Here is a 16517-nt window from a genome sequence, read left to right on the forward strand (position 1 = left end):
GGCGGCCCGCGCACCCAGGTTTCGTGACCTGCCCGGTCACGCCGGGCAGGTGGGGGGACTCCCGGCGGGCAGGCCGCTCGGCCGCTCCCTCCGCGTGGGGTTTGCCCCTCGGTGTGCCGGATGTCTGAACTCATATGACGACCCGTCAAAAATGTTTGTTCTACGTGCCGTTGAAGCATTTTGGCATGGACACTTCCGAAGTTGCGGTGGGTCCTGCTACCACGGAGTAGGCAGAGATCCTGCCCAAGGAGGTTCCATGAAAATGTCCAGACTCGTGGCGTTCTCGTCCTCTCTCCTGCTCGGCACCGTTCTCGCTCTGACCGGTGCCGGCGTCGCCCAGGCCAAGGAATCCGCGGCCGTCGACTACGTGGCCCTGGGTGACTCGTACTCGTCGGGAGTGGGCGCGGGCAGCTACGACAGCGCGAGTGGTGACTGCAAGCGCAGCACCCGCGCCTATCCGGCTCTCTGGAAGGCGGCCAACAACCCCGCGTCGTTCGCCTTCACCGCCTGCTCGGGAGCCAGGACCGGCGATGTCACCGCCGGTCAGCTGGGGCCGCTCAGCTCCGCCACCGACCTCGTCTCGATCTCCATCGGGGGCAACGACGCGGGCTTCGCCGATGTCATGACCACCTGCGTCCTGCAGTCCGAGGCCACATGCCTCAGCCGGATCGCCACCGCTCGCGCGTACGTCGACTCGACACTCCCCGGCAAGCTGGACGCCGTGTACTCGGCCATCAGCGCCAAGGCGCCCTCCGCACACGTCGTCGTCCTCGGCTATCCCCGCTTCTACAAGCTCGGCGGCAGCTGCATCGCCGGACTGAGCGAGGCGGAACGCTCCGCCATCAACGGCGCCTCCGACTATCTCAACGCCGCCACCGCCAAGCGTGCCGCCGACCACGGCTTCACCTTCGGTGACGTCTCCTCCACCTTCACCGGGCACGAGATCTGCTCGGGCAGCGCATGGCTCCACAGCGTGAACTGGCTCAACATCGGCGAGTCCTACCACCCCACCGCCGCCGGCCAGTCGGGCGGCTACCTCCCCGTCCTGAACGCCAAGGACTGAGCGGCACCGGGCCGCGCGCCGCACCGGGACCGCGTGACCGGGTCACGCACCGCACCGGGTCGCGCGTCCCGCCCGGGGAGGGGCCCTCTCTCGTGGGCCCCTCCCCGGGTCTCCCACAGTCGTGGCGCACATCCCCCGGGGTGCGCGCGGCCCGGCCTCGGCGCTGAGGGTGCCCAGGCCGGGCACGGAAACAGTCGCGCCGAGCCGGACCAACCCGTGCCGCAAACGGCTGGGTTACCGTAACGGCCCGTCAACACCCGTACACGGGTATGTAATCCTGCGGCCGGGATACACGAGTGTCGTCGCGGGACGATAGGGTTAACCTGCCCGGGCCGGGTGCCCTCGTACGGGTGGGGAGTGACATGGAACAGATAACGATGCGCAGCAGGCCGCGTGTGCCTGCCATCACATGTGGGAGCGGTGCGACCAGTTCGCGCCTCGACCGCCATCTCGCAGTGCTGGGCGGCCCCGCCGTTCCGCAGCGCGAGTCCGCGGAGGCGACGCTGCTGATGCTCGAGCTCACCTCGCGCGACGCGGCGCACACCCGCAGGAGCAGGAGCGCGCGTGTCTCGCTCTTCGCACCGCTGCGGCGACTGCGGCGTTCGCTCTTCGGCAGCCGCCGCTGACCGACGGCTGTCACGAACGGTCCGGCCCTCCGCTCAGGGTCGCGTCCACGATCACTCCGTCCCGGCGCAGTGCTGCTGTCTGCCCGTCCGTCATCCCCAGGGCCCGCAGCGTTGCGTCGGTGTGTTCCCCCAGCGCCGGTACGGCACCCATCGGAGCCGGCGCTCCGCCCGGCAGTGTGATCGGGGGAATCAGGGCCCGCAGCGCGCCGACAGGTGTGTCCACCTCCCGCCATCGGTCCCGCGCCGCCAGCTGAGGATGGGCGGCCACGTCCGCGACGGTGTTCAGCCGGGCGCAGGCGATTCCCGCCGCGTCCAGCCTCGCCAGCGCCTCCCCGCATGCCAGCCCCGCGAGCACGCCGCCCACGACCGCGTCCGTCCGCTCCCGGTTGGCCGTCCGCGCGGCGTTCGTCGCGAAGTCCGGATCGTCGGCCAGACCGGGCCGCTCCAGCACCTGTTCGGCGAGCCGGCGCCACTCCCGGTCGTTCTGCACGGAGAGCAGCAGCTGTTCGCCGTCGGCGGTCGTGTACGCGTCGTACGGTGCGATCACCGCGTGTGCGAGCCCCGTGCGGGCCGGGGCCGGGCCGCCGTGCATCGCGTGGTGCAGAGGATGGCCCATCCACTCGGCCAGCGAGTCCAGCATGGAGATCTCCACCGGGCCTCCGCGTCCTGTCGTGGCGCGCCTCAGCAGCGCGGCGAGCACGCCGGAGAAGGCGTACATCCCCGCGGCGATGTCCGCGGCGGGGACCCCCGCCTTGACGGGCCGCTCCGGCGTCCCGGTCACGGACACGAGGCCCGCTTCGCACTGGACGAGCATGTCGTAGGCCCGTTTGTGCGCGTACGGCCCGTCGGCGCCGTAGCCGGAGATGTCGACCGCCACCAGCCGGGGGTGCGCGGCGCACAGCGAGGCCGCGTCCAGGCCGAGTCTCGCCGCCGCCCCCTGGGCCAGGTTCTGCACGAACACGTCGGCGCCTGCGACGAGCCGGCGCACCACGTCCAGACCACGCGGATCCTTCAGGTCGATCGCGACGGACTCCTTTCCGCGGTTGCACCAGACGAAGTGGGAGGCGAGCCCCCGCGCCGCCGTGTCGTAACCGCGCGCGAAGTCGCCGCCGTCCGGACGCTCGATCTTGATGACGCGTGCGCCGAGGTCCGCGAGCTGCCGGGTCGCGAAGGGGGCGGCGACGGCCTGCTCGACGGCCACCACGGTGACGCCGTCCAGGGGGAGGGGCTGTGTGCTGCTCATGGGCAGCGTGCTTACCGTGTGCGCGGCGCCTTTGTCACGCGCCGTCCCGCGCGTACCGCCGCACCGTCAGCGGGACGAACACCGCGAGCAGGACCGCCGACCACGCCAGCGTCCCGGCCACGGGATGCGCGGACGGCCACGCGGCGCCGGCCGCCGGGGCCGCGTTGCCGAAGAGGTCGCGGGTGGCCGCCGCCAGGGCGCTGATCGGATTCCACTCGGCGATCGTCCGCAGCCACCCGGGCATGCCGTCGGTGGGGATGTACGCGCTGGAGAGCAGCGGAAGGACGAAGGTCGCGCTGCCGAGCTGGCCCGCCGCCTCCTCGTCGCGGATCAGCAGGCCGAGCCAGTAGCCCGCCCAGGACGTGCCGAACCGGAAGAGCAGAAGCAGTCCGAACGCGCCCGCGGCCCCGGCCGCACCGCCTTCGATGCGCCATCCCACCGCGAGTCCGACGAGCATCAGGGGGACCAGGCCGGCCGCGCTGGTCAGCACCTCGGCGGCGGTGGAGCCGAGCGGCACGGCGGCCCGGCTCATCGGCAGCGTACGGAAGCGGTCCATCACCCCCCGGTGGCAGTCCTGCGCCGCCTGGAACATGCCGGTCATGAGGCCGTTGGCGGCCGTCGCGGCCAGGAGCCCCGGCACCAGGAACGCGCGGTACTCCTGCCCCGGCACCGCCAGCGCGCTGCCGAAGACGTAGCCGAAGAACAGCAGCATGGTGATCGGCATGGTCTGGGTCAGGATCAGGACGCCGGGCGCGGCCTTGATCTTCTGCAGGTGGCGGCCGGTCATCGCCAGGCCGTCGGTGACCAGGGTGGTGCCCGTGGCGGGCGCCGGGTTGCGCTCGGGGACCAGGATCGTGTTCACGCCGCAGGCTCCTTCACCGTGTGGGTGTCCCCCCGGCCGGTCAGCCGGAGGAAGGCCTCGTCGAGGGTGGGTGCACGCAGACTCGCGTCGATCAGGGGGACGCCAGCCGTGTCCAGTTCGCGAACGATGCGCGGCAGGGTCAGAGCCGGGTCGGACGCGACGACACGGACGGTGCGGCGCTCGTGGTCGAGCACCGGTTCGGTGCCGGTCAACTGGTCGAGCACCGCGGCCGCGGCTCCGAGCGCCGAGGTGTCGGCGACGACGACCTCCGCGTAACCGCCGATGAGCGCCTTGAGTTCGGCGGGGGTGCCGCGGTGTGCGGCCCGGCCCCGGTCGATCAGCACGATGTCGTCCGCCAGCTGGTCGGCCTCCTCCAGATACTGGGTGGTGAGCAGGACCGTGGTGCCCCGCCCCGCCAGTTCGCGCACGGCCACCCAGATCTGGTTGCGGCTGTGCGGGTCGAGCCCGGTCGTCGGCTCGTCCAGGAAGAGCACCTGCGGGCGGGTGAGCAGGCCCGCCGCGAGGTCCAGCCGGCGGCGCATGCCGCCGGAGTAGGTACGGGCGGGGCGGTCGGCGGACCCGGTCAGCCCGAAGCGCTCCAGCAGTTCCTCGGCGCGTGCGTGGCCTGCCGCGCCCCGGAAGCGGAGCAGGCGCGCGAAGAGCCGCAGATTCTGCCGTCCTGAGAGCTCGCCGTCGATCGAGGTGTTCTGTCCGGTGACGCCGATCGCCGCGCGCACCGCCGCCGCCTCGCGGACCACGTCGTGACCGGCGACCCGGGCGTTGCCGCCGTCGGGTTCGGTCAGTGTGGTCAGCACCCGGACGGCGGTGCTCTTGCCCGCGCCGTTCGGCCCCAGCACACCGCAGACGGTGCCCTCGGCGACTGCGAGATCGAGCCCGCGCAGTGCGTGGACGTCTCCGTAACGCTTCTCCAGACCTTCACTAAGTACGGCGTACGTAGTTGTCATGCGACCACCGTAGCGCACTACGTACGGTGTACGTAACTACGATGGTGGAAGAGGTGATGACCGATGGTGGGGCGACCCGCTGTACCCGAAGTGATCTGGGCGCGCCCCGAGCGTGCGGGGCGTGGGCCCAAGCCTGCGTTCAGCCGTGCCGACATCGCGGCCGCCGCCGTCCGCATCGCCGACGCGGAGGGCCTCGACGCGGTGTCGATGCGCAAGGTGGCCGCCGGGCTCGGCTGCGGCACCATGTCGCTCTACAACTACGTCCCGCGCAAGGAGGACCTGTACGAGCTGATGTTCGACGCGGTCAGTGCCGGCTACGACCTGCCGGAGAAACCCTCCGGCGACTGGCGCGCCGACATCCTGGCCCTCGCCCACCAGTCGCGAGCGATGATGCACCGTCACACCTGGGTGCCCCGGCTGATGTCCCCGGTCTACGGATTCAGTCCGAACTCACTTCGCTACCTCGAGTACGCGCTCAGCTGTCTGGACGGGTTCGACGCCCGGTTCGGCGAGAAGATGGAACTCATCGCCATGGTCAACGGTGTCGTCACGACCTACGTGTCCAACGAGATCGCCACGGCGGAACGCAGCCGCTCGCTCCCCTGGTCCGAGGCGCAGGAGCAGGAGATCCGCACCCGCTATCTGATCGGCCGGATCGCGACCGGCAAGTATCCGCGCATGGCGGCCGGATTCGCCGAGGACCCCGGACCGATCGACCTGGAAGGGGTCTTCGACCGGGCTCTCGAACGTGTGCTGGACTCGTTCGACAGGTAGCCGCCGGCATCCGCCCGGAGCCGCTGCGCCGCCCGAGGGATCACAGCAGCACGAACTGCCCTTCGGGACCCTCCTCGTGGTGGTCCAGCACGGAGGCGGGCCGCCGCGAGGACCTGGGTGCGGGGAGTACGCCGGCCCCGCACAGCCCCTCCCGCGTCAGGCCCGGATCTCCGTCGAGCCGGTCCCTCAACGCCTCCTGCTGGGGCGCCAGCTCGTCGAGCAGGGCCAGGACCGTTATGAGTTCCAGCAAGTCGGAGGTCCACTCCTGCGGCCAGCCGGGCGGACGCAGTTCTGCCAGGCCCTCCGCCCCGGGCGGTGTGGTGCGGCGATCCCACCAGAGGTCCAGCACCCGCACCCCGTTCACCCGGAACTCCCAGGCGCCGGCGGGAACGGGGGAGATGCGACCGGTGCCGAGGGCCAGTGTCCCGGTCCCCCGGTCGTAGTCCAGTCCCTCGGGCCGTGGAGGGATCGCCACCCGCACATACGGGCGACGGCCCCCCGGCAGCCGCGGGCGCCCACCGCCGTGTGCCCCGCGCAGCTGCACCCGCAGTACCTCCCGGCCCAGCGCCACCCCCTCCTCCCACAGGTCCCCGCTCGCGGGCAGGGGTACGACGGGTCCGGACGGGGAGGGACGGGCGGCCGCCAGGACCCAGGCGAGCACGGACTCCGCGCCGGCGGCGCCCCCGTACCGGGAGCGCAGAAGATCCGGCAGACCCGGTGCGAGATTGGGTTCCTGCGCGCCCGGCCGCCGGTAGAGCGGCCTGATCCGGCCGGGGCGGCCCGCCGGTGAGTGGCCGTCGGGCAGCAAGGCCGTCACGGACAGCGCGGGCCCGCCGCCCTGCGGCACGTACCCGTGCTCGACGGCGAACAGCTGGTGTGCGTCGGCGACCCGCCACAGCTCGGGGCGGGCCGCGTCGAGCAGCCGGTGGTCGGGGATCATCCAGTGCTCGTCGAAGGGGCCGTGCAGAATCCGTACCGGCTCCGGATAGGGCCCCGGGTCCCGGGCGAAGCCGCCCGTGCCGGTGGACCGGCCCGGCAGCGCGGCGGCCGGGGTCAGCGGGGTACGGGAGGGGCTTGACCGGAACAGGCGCTCCTGCTCGGCGCCCTTCGCCCCCACCAGGAGATCCCATCGGGCCCGGAGCGAGGCCGCGTCCGGGGCCGTCACCCAGGCGCGCCCCGTTCTCAGGGGCCGCACCGACCAGGGCATGAGGTCGTCCAGCAGCGGGGGCCCGTCGCCCCCGCCGGCTCCGGCCGCCACCCGTGCTGCCACCGTGTCGTCCTTCCCCGTCGCCGCGTCCGCCGCCCCCGGCATCGTAACGACCGGCGGCCGTGGGCCGTCAGTGCGCGTCGACCGTCACGGAGAAGGAGAAGCGGTCGCCCCGGTACCGGATGCGGGCCACGTCCACCACGGTGCCCTCCACGTCGTACGTCACCCCGGTGTAGTGAAGGATCGGGCTGAGCAGCGGGACCTGCAGCAACTCCGCCGTCTCGGGGTCGGCGAGGCGGGCCTCGACGGTGTCGGTGATCCGGGAGATCCGCACGCCGACGGCGTCGCGCAGGACCTTGGTCATCGGCCACCGCTCCAGATCGGCCACGTCGAGCCCGGCCGCGATCTCGGGCCGTACCGCGTTCTCCGCCCAGTTGGTGGGCTCACCGGTGACGTCGTCGCAGCGCAGCCGCCGGTAACTGGCCACCTCGGCGCAGCCGGGGAAGTACTCGGCGAGGTCACCGGGGACGGGCGTCCGGCCGTGGCCGAGCACGGTCGTCCGCTCGCCCGACTGCTGGGCGACGATCGCGTCGATCGAACCCATCAGCTGGACCGGCGACACCCGCCGGGCGCGCGGCTCGATGAAGGTGCCGCGCCGCCGGTGCCTGCTGATGAGCCCCTCGCTCTCCAGCTCCTTGAGGGCCTGGCGCATCGTGAGCACGCTGACCCCGTAGTGCACCGCCAGCTGCTCCTCGGTGGGCAGCCGCGTCGAGGCGTCCTGCGGGCGCCCCAGTATGGAGGCCCGCAGGGACTGCGAGACCTGGTACCAGAGCGGCAGCTTCCGGTTCAGCACCAGGGAGTCGGGGGCGAAGCCGGGGGTGTGACGCAGTTCGTTCACCTGATTCATCCGGTCCACCTGGGCTCTCTGCGCGGTCGCCGGTCGTCGGGTCACGGCCGGAAGTTGCTGTTCAGACCCTGCCACACGTCGTCGTATCCACGCTGAAGGTGTCCAGCGCCGGCCGCCTGCGCGGTCGCCGTCACCGGCCAGCGCGTCTCGAACATGAACGCCAGGCCGTCGTCGATCCGCTGCGGCTTCAGCTCCGCCGCACTCGCCCGGTCGAAGGTCTCACGGTCCGGGCCGTGCGCCGACATCATGTTGTGCAGCGATCCGCCGCCCGGCACGAACCCGCCCGCCTTGGCGTCGTACGCACCCTCGATCAGGCCCATGTACTCGCTCATCACGTTGCGGTGGAAGTACGGCGGCCGGAAGGTGTCCTCACCGACCAGCCAGCGCGGGGCGAACAGCACGAAGTCGACACCGGCCAGACCGGGGGTGTCGGACGGCGAGGTCAGCACCGTGAAGATCGACGGGTCGGGGTGGTCGTAGCTGATGGTTCCGATGACGTTGAAGCGGTGCAGGTCGTAGACGTACGGCGTGTGGTTGCCGTGCCAGGCGACGACGTCGAGGGGCGAGTGGCCGTACGTCGCCGACCAGAGGTTGCCGCAGAACTTGTTGACCACCTCGACCGGGCCCTCGTGGTCCTCGAACGCGGCGACGGGCGCCAGGAAGTCGCGTGCGTTCGCCAGGCCGTTGGCGCCGATGGGTCCCAGGTCGGGGAGGACGAACGGCTGCCCGTAGTTCTCGCAGACATACCCCCGCGCGGTGGGGTCCAGCAGCTCGACGCGGAAGCGGACGCCTCGCGGGATCAGCGCCACGTGGCCCGGCTCGGCGCGCAGCAGGCCCAGCTCGGTGCGCAGCAGCAGCCCGCCCCGCTCGGGGACGATCAGGAGCTCCCCGTCGGAGTCGCTGAACACCCGGTCGGTCATGGAGGCGTTCGCGCTGTACAGGTGGACGGCCATGCCCGAGCGCTGCGCGGCGTCGCCGTTGCCGCCCAGCGTCCACAGTCCGGCCAGGAAGTCCGTGCCGGCCGCGGGGTCGGGCAGCGGGTCCCACCGCAGCCGGTTGGGGTCGGGGGCCGTCTCGGTGAAGGGGGCGGTGCGCAGCGTGCCGTTGTCGATGCGGGTGAAGGCGGGATGCGCGGCCGAGGGGCGGATCCGGTAGAGCCAGGAGCGGCGGTTGTGGGCCCGGGGTTCGGTGAAGGCCGACCCGCTGAGCTGCTCCGCGTACAGCCCTAGGGGTGCGCGCTGCGGGGAGTTACGACCGTGCGGCAGGGCTCCCGGCACGGCCTCCGAGCTGTGCTCGTTGCCGAAGCCGGATGTGTAGGCGAGGCCGTCCGCCGTCTTTCTCGCCTGCTCGATGCCACTCATCATGCGCTCCCGGTGGATTGGGGACCGCGTGGATCCCCCCGAAGGATCCCCTGGCGAAGATTCCTATGGATCACCGTAGGAATCGAAAGGCGGCCCGTCAACGGCATACCGGCATCATGGGGACCGTGTCCCGTGCTCATACGAACCTCCGACGCGTCCCCGTGCAGCAGCGCAGCGCCGACCGTCTCGCCCGGATCCTCGACGCCGGCGCCGAACTCCTCGACGGAGGCGGCTACGAGCAGCTGTCCACCCGGGCGGTCGCCGGCCGCGCCGGGGTGCCCATCGGCTCCGTCTACCGCTTCTTCCCGAACAAGAGAGCGCTCGTCGACGCCCTGGCCGAACGCAATCTTCAGGTCTACGCCGAACGTGTCACCGGCAGACTCGCGGACATCCCGGAGCAGGAGTGGTGCGCGGCCATCGACGCCGTGCTCGACGAGTACCTGGCGATGAAGCGCTCCGTGCCCGGGTTCGCCCTGGTGGACTTCGGCCTGCCCGTCCCCGTCAACGGCCCGCTCGACGACGTGAACCGGCTCGTGGCGGCCCGCCTCGCGGAACTGCTCTCCGGGCACCTCGGACGGCGGCGCGACGGGGCCGCCGACGACCCCGAGCTGCTCCGCACGGTCCTGGTCTGCGTGCAGGCCGCCGACGCGCTGCTCCAACTCGCCTTCCGGGCCGACCCGGAGGGGGACCCGGACCTCATAGGGGAGACCCGGGTTCTGCTCCGGGCCTATCTCGCCAGGGTCCTCGCCTGACTCTGCTGCCCCGCGAGGCAACCGGCGGCGCGAACACCTCGCCACCATCCGTACCGGTCGGTATGCTCGGTCCCGCCGGGAACCCGCGCCCGCCGTGCGCGCCGTGGGACGCCGGACGACGCCCGCGTGCCACCGCCGCCGCCCCGGGGAGGGCCCATGTCCCACGAAACCCGCACCGCTCTGCGTGTCTGCCCGCTCTGCGAAGCCACCTGCGGACTCACCCTCACCATCGAGGGGACGACCGTCACCGGGGCCCGAGGTGACCGCGACGACGTCTTCAGCCAGGGCTTCATCTGCCCCAAGGGTGCGTCCTTCGGGGGCCTCGACGCGGACCCCGACCGGCTGCGCGCCCCGCTCGTCCGCACGGACGGCGTCCTGCGCGAGGCGACATGGCGCGAAGCCTTCGACGTCATCGCCGAGAAGATCCCCGCCCTGATCGAGTCGCACGGCAAGCAGGCGGTCGGGGTCTTCCTCGGCAACCCCAACGTCCACACGATGGCGGGCGCGCTCTATCCTCCGCTGCTGCTCTCCGCGCTCGGCACCCGCAACGTCTTCACCGCGAGCACCCTGGACCAGATGCCCAAACACGTCTCCAGCGGACTGCTCTTCGGCGACGCCCAGGCGATCCCCGTACCCGACCTGGACCGCACCGCGCACCTGCTGCTGATCGGCGCCAACCCCCTGGAGTCCAACGGCAGCCTGTGCACGGCCGCCGACTTCCCCGGCAAGCTCAAGGCGCTGCGCAGGCGCGGCGGCACCCTCACCGTCATCGATCCCCGCCGCACCCGCACCGCACGGCTGGCCGACCGGCACGCCGCCATCCGGCCCGGCACCGACGCCCTCCTGCTCGCCGCGCTCACCCAGGTCCTCCTTGACGAGAAGCTCGCCGATCCGGGGGCGCTCGCCGGACACCTCGACGGGTACGACGAACTGGCCGAGGCCATCGCCGACTTCACCCCCGAGGCGGTGTCCGGGGCGTGCGACCTGGAACCGGACACCATCCGGGCGATCGCCCGCGAGCTGGCCGCCGCCCCCGCCGCCGCCGTATACGGCCGCATCGGCAGCTGCACCGTGGAGCACGGGACGCTGGCCAGCTGGCTCGTCGACGTGCTCAACATCCTCACCGGCAACCTCGACCGCCCGGGCGGCGCGCTCTTCCCGCTCTCCGCGACCGGACGCGCGCCCCGCGCCGCCACCCCCGGAAAGGGTTTCGCCCTCGGCCGCTGGAGGAGCCGGGTCTCGGGACACCCCGAGGCCAAGGGCGAACTGCCCGTCGCCGCGCTGGCCGAGGAGATCGAGACCCCGGGGGAGGGGCGGATCCGGGCCCTGATCGTCATCGCGGGCAACCCCGTGCTGTCCGCACCCGACGGCGACCGGCTGGACCGGGCGCTCGCCGACGGCGTCGACTTCATGGTCAGCGTCGATCCGTACCTCAACGAGACCGCGCGCCACGCCGACGTCGTACTGCCTCCGCCGCCGCCCTCGCAGAGCGCCCACTTCGACTTCGCGTTCAACTCCCTCGCCGTACGCAACCAGGTCCGCTACAGCCGCCCGGCCGTGCCCCTGGAAGCGGACAGGATGGCCGAGAGCGAGATCCTCGCCCGGCTGATCCTCGCCGTCGGAGGCACGCACGGGGCGCCGCCCGAGGCCGTCGACGAGCTGGCAGTCTCCACGGCGCTCGCGAAGGCGGGGGCCCCCGAGTCCCTCGCCGCGGACCTGACCGGCGCCACGGGGGCGGAGCGGCGCCTCGACCTGATGCTGCGCCTCGGCCCCTACGCCCTGACGCTGGAGCAGGTCCTCGCGCACCCGCACGGGATCGACCTCGGCCCACTCAAGCCACGCGTCCCCGAGGTGCTCAGGACCCGCAGCGGGCGCATCGAGCTGTTCCCGGCACCGATCGCCGCCGACCTGCCCAGGCTGCGCGCGTCGCTCGGCGCGCGGCCGGAGGGGCTCGTCCTCGTCGGCCGGCGCCACCTGCGGTCCAACAACAGCTGGATGCACAACGTCGCAGCGCTCCGCGGGGGTTCGAACGTCTGCACCCTGCAGATCCACCCCGACGACGCGGCCCGGATCGGGCTCGCCGAGGGCGACACCGCCCGGATCACCGCGGCGGGTGGGGAGGTCGAGGCCCCCGCCGAGATCACCGACTCGGTCCGGACCGGAGTCGTGAGCCTTCCGCACGGCTGGGGCCACAGCCGTCCGGGCACGCGCATGGCGGTCGCGGGGTCGGAGCCGGGTGTCAACGTGAACCAGCTCCTGGACGGCACCCTGCTGGACCCGCTGTCCGGCACCTCGGTGCTCAACGCCGTCCCGGTGTCCGTCACGCCGAGTCGCTGACCTGGGCTTTTGCTCGTATTGCTCACGCGTCGACATCTTGTTGACGCTGCTTCGGGGCCCCTAACGTCATCCGGACCGCCGGCACCGGTGAGAGTACGAAGGCGAACGTGAGGCAGCCCCTATGTTGACCATCCTCGGCTTTGGCATGATCGCGACCTTCCTGGTCCTGATCATGACGAAGAAGATGTCGCCGATCGCGGCGCTCGTCCTGATCCCCGCCCTGTTCTGCGTGGCCGTCGGGCAGGGCGCCGAGCTCGGTGACTACGTCATCGAAGGGGTCGGCACCCTCGCGCCGACCGCGGCGATGCTGATGTTCGCCATCGTCTACTTCGGCGTGATGATCGACGTCGGCCTGTTCGACCCGATCGTCCGGGCCATCCTGCGCTTCTGCAAGGCCGACCCGATGCGGATCGTCGTCGGCACGGCCCTGCTCGCGGCGGTCGTCTCGCTGGACGGCGACGGGTCCACCACCTTCATGATCACGGTCTCGGCGATGTACCCGCTCTACAAGCGGCTGAAGATGAGCCTGGTCGTGATGACGGGCGTCGCCGCCACCGCGAACGGGGTCATGAACACCCTTCCCTGGGGCGGGCCCACCGCCCGGGCGGCCACCGCGCTCAAGGTGGACGCCGCCGACATCTTCGTCCCCATGATCCCGGCCCTCGCGGTCGGCCTCCTCGCCGTCGTCCTGCTGGCCTGGGTCCTCGGCCGCCGCGAACGCGCACGGCTCGGGACCCTCGGCCTCGACCAGCGCGCCGGCGAACCCGAGTCCCTCCTCGTCGGCTCCGGCGGCGGCGACCGGCCCGCCAGGAGCGGTGCCACCCCGAAGCGCACCGGAGGCGCCGCGGACGCGCCGGGCGCCGAAGGAGGCACACGGGGCGTGGACGGCCCCGAAGAGGGTCCCGAGGACGAGGAGTTCCAGGGGCTCGACCCCCGCAGGTCCACCCTGAGGCCCAGGCTCTACTGGTTCAACGCCGGCCTCACGGTGGCGCTGCTGACCGCGATGATCATGGAGCTCATGCCGATCCCGGTGCTCTTCCTCCTCGGCGCGGCCCTCGCCCTCACGGTCAACTTCCCGCACATGCCCGACCAGCGGGCGCGGATCGCCGCGCACGCCGACAACGTCCTCAACGTCTCGGGCATGGTCTTCGCCGCGGCCGTCTTCACCGGCGTGCTCACCGGCACCGGCATGGTCGATCACATGGCGGACTGGCTCGTGGGCGCGATCCCCGAGGCGATGGGCCCGCACATGGCGCTCGTCACCGGCCTCCTGAGCCTCCCGCTCACCTACTTCATGTCGAACGACGGCTTCTACTTCGGTGTCCTGCCCGTGCTCGCCGAGGCCGGTGCCTCCCACGGCGTCTCCTCGCTGGAGATCGCCCGCGCGTCCATCGTGGGGCAGCCGCTGCACATGTCGTCCCCGCTCGTACCCGCCGTCTTCGTCCTGGTCGGCATGGCCAAGGTCGAGTTCGGCGACCACACCCGCTTCACCGTCAAATGGGCCGTGCTGACCTCGCTCGTGGTCCTCGGCGCGGGAATCCTCTTCGGAATCATCTGATGCCCGGCGAACCACGGCCCGGCAGGGGCTGGCTGCTCCGCCTCGTCATCGCCTTCGCCTTCGCGCAGGGGGCGGTGTCGATGGCGCGGCCCGCCGTCTCCTACCGGGCCCTCTCGCTCGGCGCCGACGAACGTGCCGTCGGCGTCATCGCGGGTGTCTACGCGCTGCTGCCGCTCCTCGCCGCCGTACCCCTCGGACGGCGGACCGACCACGGCCGCTGCGCACCCCTGCTGCCCCTCGGCGTCGTCCTGATCGGCGGCGGCTGCGCCCTCAGCGGCGCCTCGGGCTCGCTCCCGGTCCTGGCCGCCTGGAGCGGAGTGATGGGCCTCGGCCACCTGTGTTTCGTCATCGGCGCCCAGTCGCTCGTCGCCCGGCAGTCGGCCCCGGCCGAACAGGACCGCGATTTCGGCCACTTCACCATCGGCGCCTCCCTGGGCCAGCTCATCGGGCCGATCGCCGCAGGCTGCCTGGTCTCCGAGCGGGACGGGGCCATGGCCCGCACGAGCGCTCTCGCCCTGCTCGTCTCGGCGGCCGTCGCCGCGGTCTCCCTCACCTGGCTGTGGCGCATCGAGCACGTGCGGTCCGCCTCCCCGCCCCCGCGGGGAGCCGTGAAGGTACCGGTCGGCGGCATCCTGCGGAGCAGAGGGGTCCTGGCGGGCATCTTCGTCAGCCTCGCCGTGCTGAGCGCCACGGACATCCTCACCGCCTACCTGCCGGTCGTCGGCGAGGACCGCGGGATCGCGCCCGCCACCGTGGGTCTTCTCCTCAGTCTGCGGGCGGCCGCGACCATCGCCTGCAGACTTGTCATGACGCCGATGCTGCGCCTGCTCGGCCGGGCAGCCCTGCTCTCCGTGACCTGCCTGGCCGGCGGCCTCCTCTGTGCGGCGGTGGCGCTGCCCGTACCCGTCGGGGCGCTCGCCGTCGTGCTCGGCGCCCTGGGCTTCTGCCTCGGCGTCGGCCAGCCGCTGTCCATGACCACAGTCGTCCGGGCGGCTCCCGCGGCGGCCCGCTCGACCGCCCTCGCGCTCAGGCTGACCGGCAACCGGCTGGGTCAGGTCGCCGCCCCCGCGTCGGCCGGCCTGATCGCCGGACTCGCGGGCACGGCGGCGCCGTTCGTGATGCTGGGTGCCCTGCTCCTCACGGCCGCGGGGCTCGGCCTGCGGAGCGGCGGGGCCGGGGACGCGCCCGGCCCCGCACCCGTCCCCGGCGAGCGTGCCCGGGCAGGGCGGAACCCCGGCTGAGCCCCCCGGCCGCCGTCCCGCGCCTGTGGCCACGCGGCGAGCAGGCACCGGGACATCCGCGGCGAGCCGTGCGACCCGTGGGCCCGTCACGCGTGACCTGTGTCTCCGGCCGTTCCCTGGCGCCGAAAAACTAACAGCGCTAGTTTGGGGCCGGGACGGCATCCGTCCGTACGACGCACGGCTTCGGCGGCAGGCACAGCGAGCCCGGGAGGGGCAGCCATGAAGGCGCATGACGGGATGTACATCGGCGGGGAGTGGCGGCCCGCCGCGGGAAAGGACACGATCGCGGTCGTGAACCCGGCGGACGAGCAGGTCATCGGACACGTCCCGGCGGGCACCGCCGAGGACGTCGACGCCGCGGTGCGCGCCGCCCGCGCGGCCTTCCCCGGCTGGGCCGCAACCCCGCCCGCCGAGCGCGCCGCCCGGCTCACGGCCCTGCGCGACTCGCTCGCGGCCCGCGCGGACGAGATCGCCGAGACCGTCACCGCCGAACTCGGCTCACCGCTCCCGCTGTCCCGGGCGGTGCACGCGGGCGTACCGGTGCTCGTGGCAGGTTCGTACGCGGAACTGGCCGCCTCCCACGCCTTCGAGGAGAAGCTGGGGAACTCCACCGTCCTGCTGGAGCCCGTCGGCGTCGTCGGGGCGATCACGCCCTGGAACTACCCCCTGCACCAGATCGTCGCCAAGGTGGCCCCCGCGCTCGCCGCCGGCTGCACCGTCGTCCTGAAGCCCGCCGAGGACACCCCGCTCACCGCGCAGCTCTTCGCCGAGGTCACCCAGGAGGCCGGCCTGCCCGCCGGAGTCTTCAACCTGGTCACCGGGACCGGTGCCGTCGCGGGTCAGGCGCTCGCCGGGCACGAGGACGTCGACCTCGTGTCGTTCACCGGGTCCACCGCGGTCGGCAGGCAGATCGGCGCCACCGCGGGCGCCGCCGTGAAGCGTGTCGCCCTGGAGCTCGGCGGCAAGTCCGCCAACGTGATCCTGCCGGGCGCCGACCTCGCCAAGGCCGTCAACGTCGGCGTCGCCAACGTGATGTCCAACTCCGGCCAGACGTGCAGCGCCTGGACCCGGATGCTCGTCGACGCGGAGCGCTACGAGGAGGCCGTGGCACTCGCCGCGGCGGCCGTCGCCAAGTACGTCCCCGGGGAGCGCGTCGGCCCCGTCGTCAACGCCAAGCAGCAGGACAGGGTGCGGGGTTACATCGAGAAGGGCGTCGAGGAGGGGGCCCGACTGGTCGCGGGAGGCCCCGAGGCACCCAAGGAGCGGGGCTACTACGTCAGCCCCACCGTCTTCGCCGACGTCACCCCGGACATGACCATCGCGCAGGAGGAGATTTTCGGCCCGGTGCTCTCGATCCTGCGGTACGAGGACGAGGACGACGCCCTGCGGATCGCCAACGACACCGTGTACGGGCTGGCCGGAGCCGTATGGGCGGCCGACGACGACGAGGCCGTGGCCTTCGCCCGCCGCATGGACACCGGGCAGGTCGACATCAACGGCGGGCGCTTCAACCCCCTCGCCCCCTTCGGCGGCTACAAGCAGTCGGGGGTCGGTCGCGAACTCGGCCCGCACGGCCTCTCCGAGTACCTCCAGACCAAGTCCCTCCAGTTCTGAGTCCCAC

General features: G+C 72.4%; 14 protein-coding genes. 8 read left to right on the forward strand and 6 right to left on the reverse strand.

Annotation, left to right across the window (positions count from 1 at the left end; genetic code table 11):
- Positions 1 to 256: 256 nt before the first annotated feature.
- The gene (locus OG206_RS25980) at positions 257 to 1063 is read left to right on the forward strand and encodes an SGNH/GDSL hydrolase family protein (protein ID WP_327120161.1); all 807 of its coding nucleotides are present in this window, start codon (positions 257 to 259) and stop codon (positions 1061 to 1063) included.
- A 362-nt stretch (positions 1064 to 1425) separates the two neighbouring features.
- A complete protein-coding gene (locus OG206_RS25985; RefSeq protein WP_078598324.1) occupies positions 1426 to 1689 on the forward strand; it encodes a hypothetical protein in 264 nt (87 codons plus the stop codon).
- 10 nt (positions 1690 to 1699) lie between these two features.
- On the opposite strand, the gene OG206_RS25990 is transcribed toward OG206_RS25985, so the two are convergent.
- The 3 genes from OG206_RS25990 to OG206_RS26000 all read right to left on the reverse strand — a co-directional run bounded on the left by OG206_RS25990 (position 1700) and on the right by OG206_RS26000 (position 4759).
- The gene (locus OG206_RS25990; protein ID WP_327120165.1) at positions 1700 to 2932 is read right to left on the reverse strand and encodes a CaiB/BaiF CoA transferase family protein; all 1233 of its coding nucleotides are present in this window, start codon (positions 2930 to 2932) and stop codon (positions 1700 to 1702) included.
- Positions 2933 to 2966: 34 nt separating this feature from the next.
- The gene (locus tag OG206_RS25995) at positions 2967 to 3719 is read right to left on the reverse strand and encodes an ABC transporter permease (protein ID WP_327122408.1); all 753 of its coding nucleotides are present in this window, start codon (positions 3717 to 3719) and stop codon (positions 2967 to 2969) included.
- Between the two features lie 71 nt (positions 3720 to 3790).
- Positions 3791 to 4759 (reverse strand): ATP-binding cassette domain-containing protein, encoded by a 969-nt coding sequence (locus OG206_RS26000; protein WP_327120167.1) that lies wholly within the window; start codon positions 4757 to 4759, stop codon positions 3791 to 3793.
- Between the two features lie 63 nt (positions 4760 to 4822).
- On the opposite strand from OG206_RS26000, the gene OG206_RS26005 reads away from it, so the two are divergent.
- The gene (locus OG206_RS26005; protein WP_327120169.1) at positions 4823 to 5533 is read left to right on the forward strand and encodes a TetR/AcrR family transcriptional regulator; all 711 of its coding nucleotides are present in this window, start codon (positions 4823 to 4825) and stop codon (positions 5531 to 5533) included.
- A 40-nt stretch (positions 5534 to 5573) separates the two neighbouring features.
- Here OG206_RS26005 and OG206_RS26010 read toward each other — a convergent pair whose 3' ends face one another.
- From OG206_RS26010 to hmgA, 3 genes are all read right to left on the reverse strand, one after another.
- Positions 5574 to 6803: a type ISP restriction/modification enzyme gene (locus tag OG206_RS26010; protein WP_327120171.1), complete on the reverse strand. Its 1230-nt coding sequence runs from the start codon at positions 6801 to 6803 to the stop codon at positions 5574 to 5576.
- Positions 6804 to 6870: 67 nt separating this feature from the next.
- Positions 6871 to 7647 carry a GntR family transcriptional regulator gene (locus tag OG206_RS26015; protein ID WP_327120173.1) on the reverse strand — a complete coding sequence of 259 codons (777 nt, stop codon included), beginning with the start codon at positions 7645 to 7647 and terminating at the stop codon, positions 6871 to 6873.
- A 41-nt stretch (positions 7648 to 7688) separates the two neighbouring features.
- Positions 7689 to 9008, reverse strand: a complete 1320-nt coding sequence (gene hmgA, locus OG206_RS26020; protein WP_327120175.1) for a homogentisate 1,2-dioxygenase — start codon at positions 9006 to 9008, stop codon at positions 7689 to 7691.
- Positions 9009 to 9124: 116 nt separating this feature from the next.
- Between hmgA and OG206_RS26025 the strand changes: the two genes are divergently transcribed.
- The 5 genes from OG206_RS26025 (at position 9125) to OG206_RS26045 (ending at position 16510) form a co-directional block, all read left to right on the forward strand.
- Entirely contained in the window at positions 9125 to 9760 is a 636-nt protein-coding gene (locus tag OG206_RS26025) for a TetR/AcrR family transcriptional regulator (RefSeq protein WP_327120177.1), read from the forward strand.
- Positions 9761 to 9916: 156 nt separating this feature from the next.
- Positions 9917 to 12097 (forward strand): molybdopterin oxidoreductase family protein, encoded by a 2181-nt coding sequence (locus OG206_RS26030; protein WP_327120179.1) that lies wholly within the window; start codon positions 9917 to 9919, stop codon positions 12095 to 12097.
- Positions 12098 to 12218: 121 nt separating this feature from the next.
- Positions 12219 to 13655: a CitMHS family transporter gene (locus tag OG206_RS26035; RefSeq protein WP_327120181.1), complete on the forward strand. Its 1437-nt coding sequence runs from the start codon at positions 12219 to 12221 to the stop codon at positions 13653 to 13655.
- The gene (locus OG206_RS26040; RefSeq protein ID WP_327120184.1) at positions 13655 to 14896 is read left to right on the forward strand and encodes an MFS transporter; all 1242 of its coding nucleotides are present in this window, start codon (positions 13655 to 13657) and stop codon (positions 14894 to 14896) included. Before OG206_RS26035 ends, OG206_RS26040 begins: the two co-directional genes overlap by 1 nt.
- Before the next feature lie 219 nt (positions 14897 to 15115).
- On the forward strand, positions 15116 to 16510 hold the full coding sequence (locus OG206_RS26045; protein ID WP_327120185.1) for an aldehyde dehydrogenase family protein: 1395 nt from the start codon (positions 15116 to 15118) through the stop codon (positions 16508 to 16510).
- The last annotated feature ends 7 nt before the right edge of the window (positions 16511 to 16517 follow it).

Source organism: Streptomyces sp. NBC_01341, from assembly GCF_035946055.1.
In the GTDB taxonomy this organism is placed as follows: domain Bacteria; phylum Actinomycetota; class Actinomycetes; order Streptomycetales; family Streptomycetaceae; genus Streptomyces.

Coding starts and splice junctions, on each gene's coding strand:
- OG206_RS25980 (WP_327120161.1), top strand. CDS start 257: ATGAAAATGTCCAGACTCGTGGCGTTCTCGTCCTCTCTCCTGCTCGGC.
- OG206_RS25985 (WP_078598324.1), top strand. CDS start 1,426: ATGGAACAGATAACGATGCGCAGCAGGCCGCGTGTGCCTGCCATCACA.
- OG206_RS25990 (WP_327120165.1), bottom strand. CDS start 2,932: ATGAGCAGCACACAGCCCCTCCCCCTGGACGGCGTCACCGTGGTGGCC.
- OG206_RS25995 (WP_327122408.1), bottom strand. CDS start 3,719: ATGACCGGCCGCCACCTGCAGAAGATCAAGGCCGCGCCCGGCGTCCTG.
- OG206_RS26000 (WP_327120167.1), bottom strand. CDS start 4,759: ATGACAACTACGTACGCCGTACTTAGTGAAGGTCTGGAGAAGCGTTAC.
- OG206_RS26005 (WP_327120169.1), top strand. CDS start 4,823: ATGGTGGGGCGACCCGCTGTACCCGAAGTGATCTGGGCGCGCCCCGAG.
- OG206_RS26015 (WP_327120173.1), bottom strand. CDS start 7,647: ATGAATCAGGTGAACGAACTGCGTCACACCCCCGGCTTCGCCCCCGAC.
- hmgA (WP_327120175.1), bottom strand. CDS start 9,008: ATGAGTGGCATCGAGCAGGCGAGAAAGACGGCGGACGGCCTCGCCTAC.
- OG206_RS26025 (WP_327120177.1), top strand. CDS start 9,125: ATGGGGACCGTGTCCCGTGCTCATACGAACCTCCGACGCGTCCCCGTG.
- OG206_RS26030 (WP_327120179.1), top strand. CDS start 9,917: ATGTCCCACGAAACCCGCACCGCTCTGCGTGTCTGCCCGCTCTGCGAA.
- OG206_RS26035 (WP_327120181.1), top strand. CDS start 12,219: ATGTTGACCATCCTCGGCTTTGGCATGATCGCGACCTTCCTGGTCCTG.
- OG206_RS26040 (WP_327120184.1), top strand. CDS start 13,655: ATGCCCGGCGAACCACGGCCCGGCAGGGGCTGGCTGCTCCGCCTCGTC.
- OG206_RS26045 (WP_327120185.1), top strand. CDS start 15,116: ATGAAGGCGCATGACGGGATGTACATCGGCGGGGAGTGGCGGCCCGCC.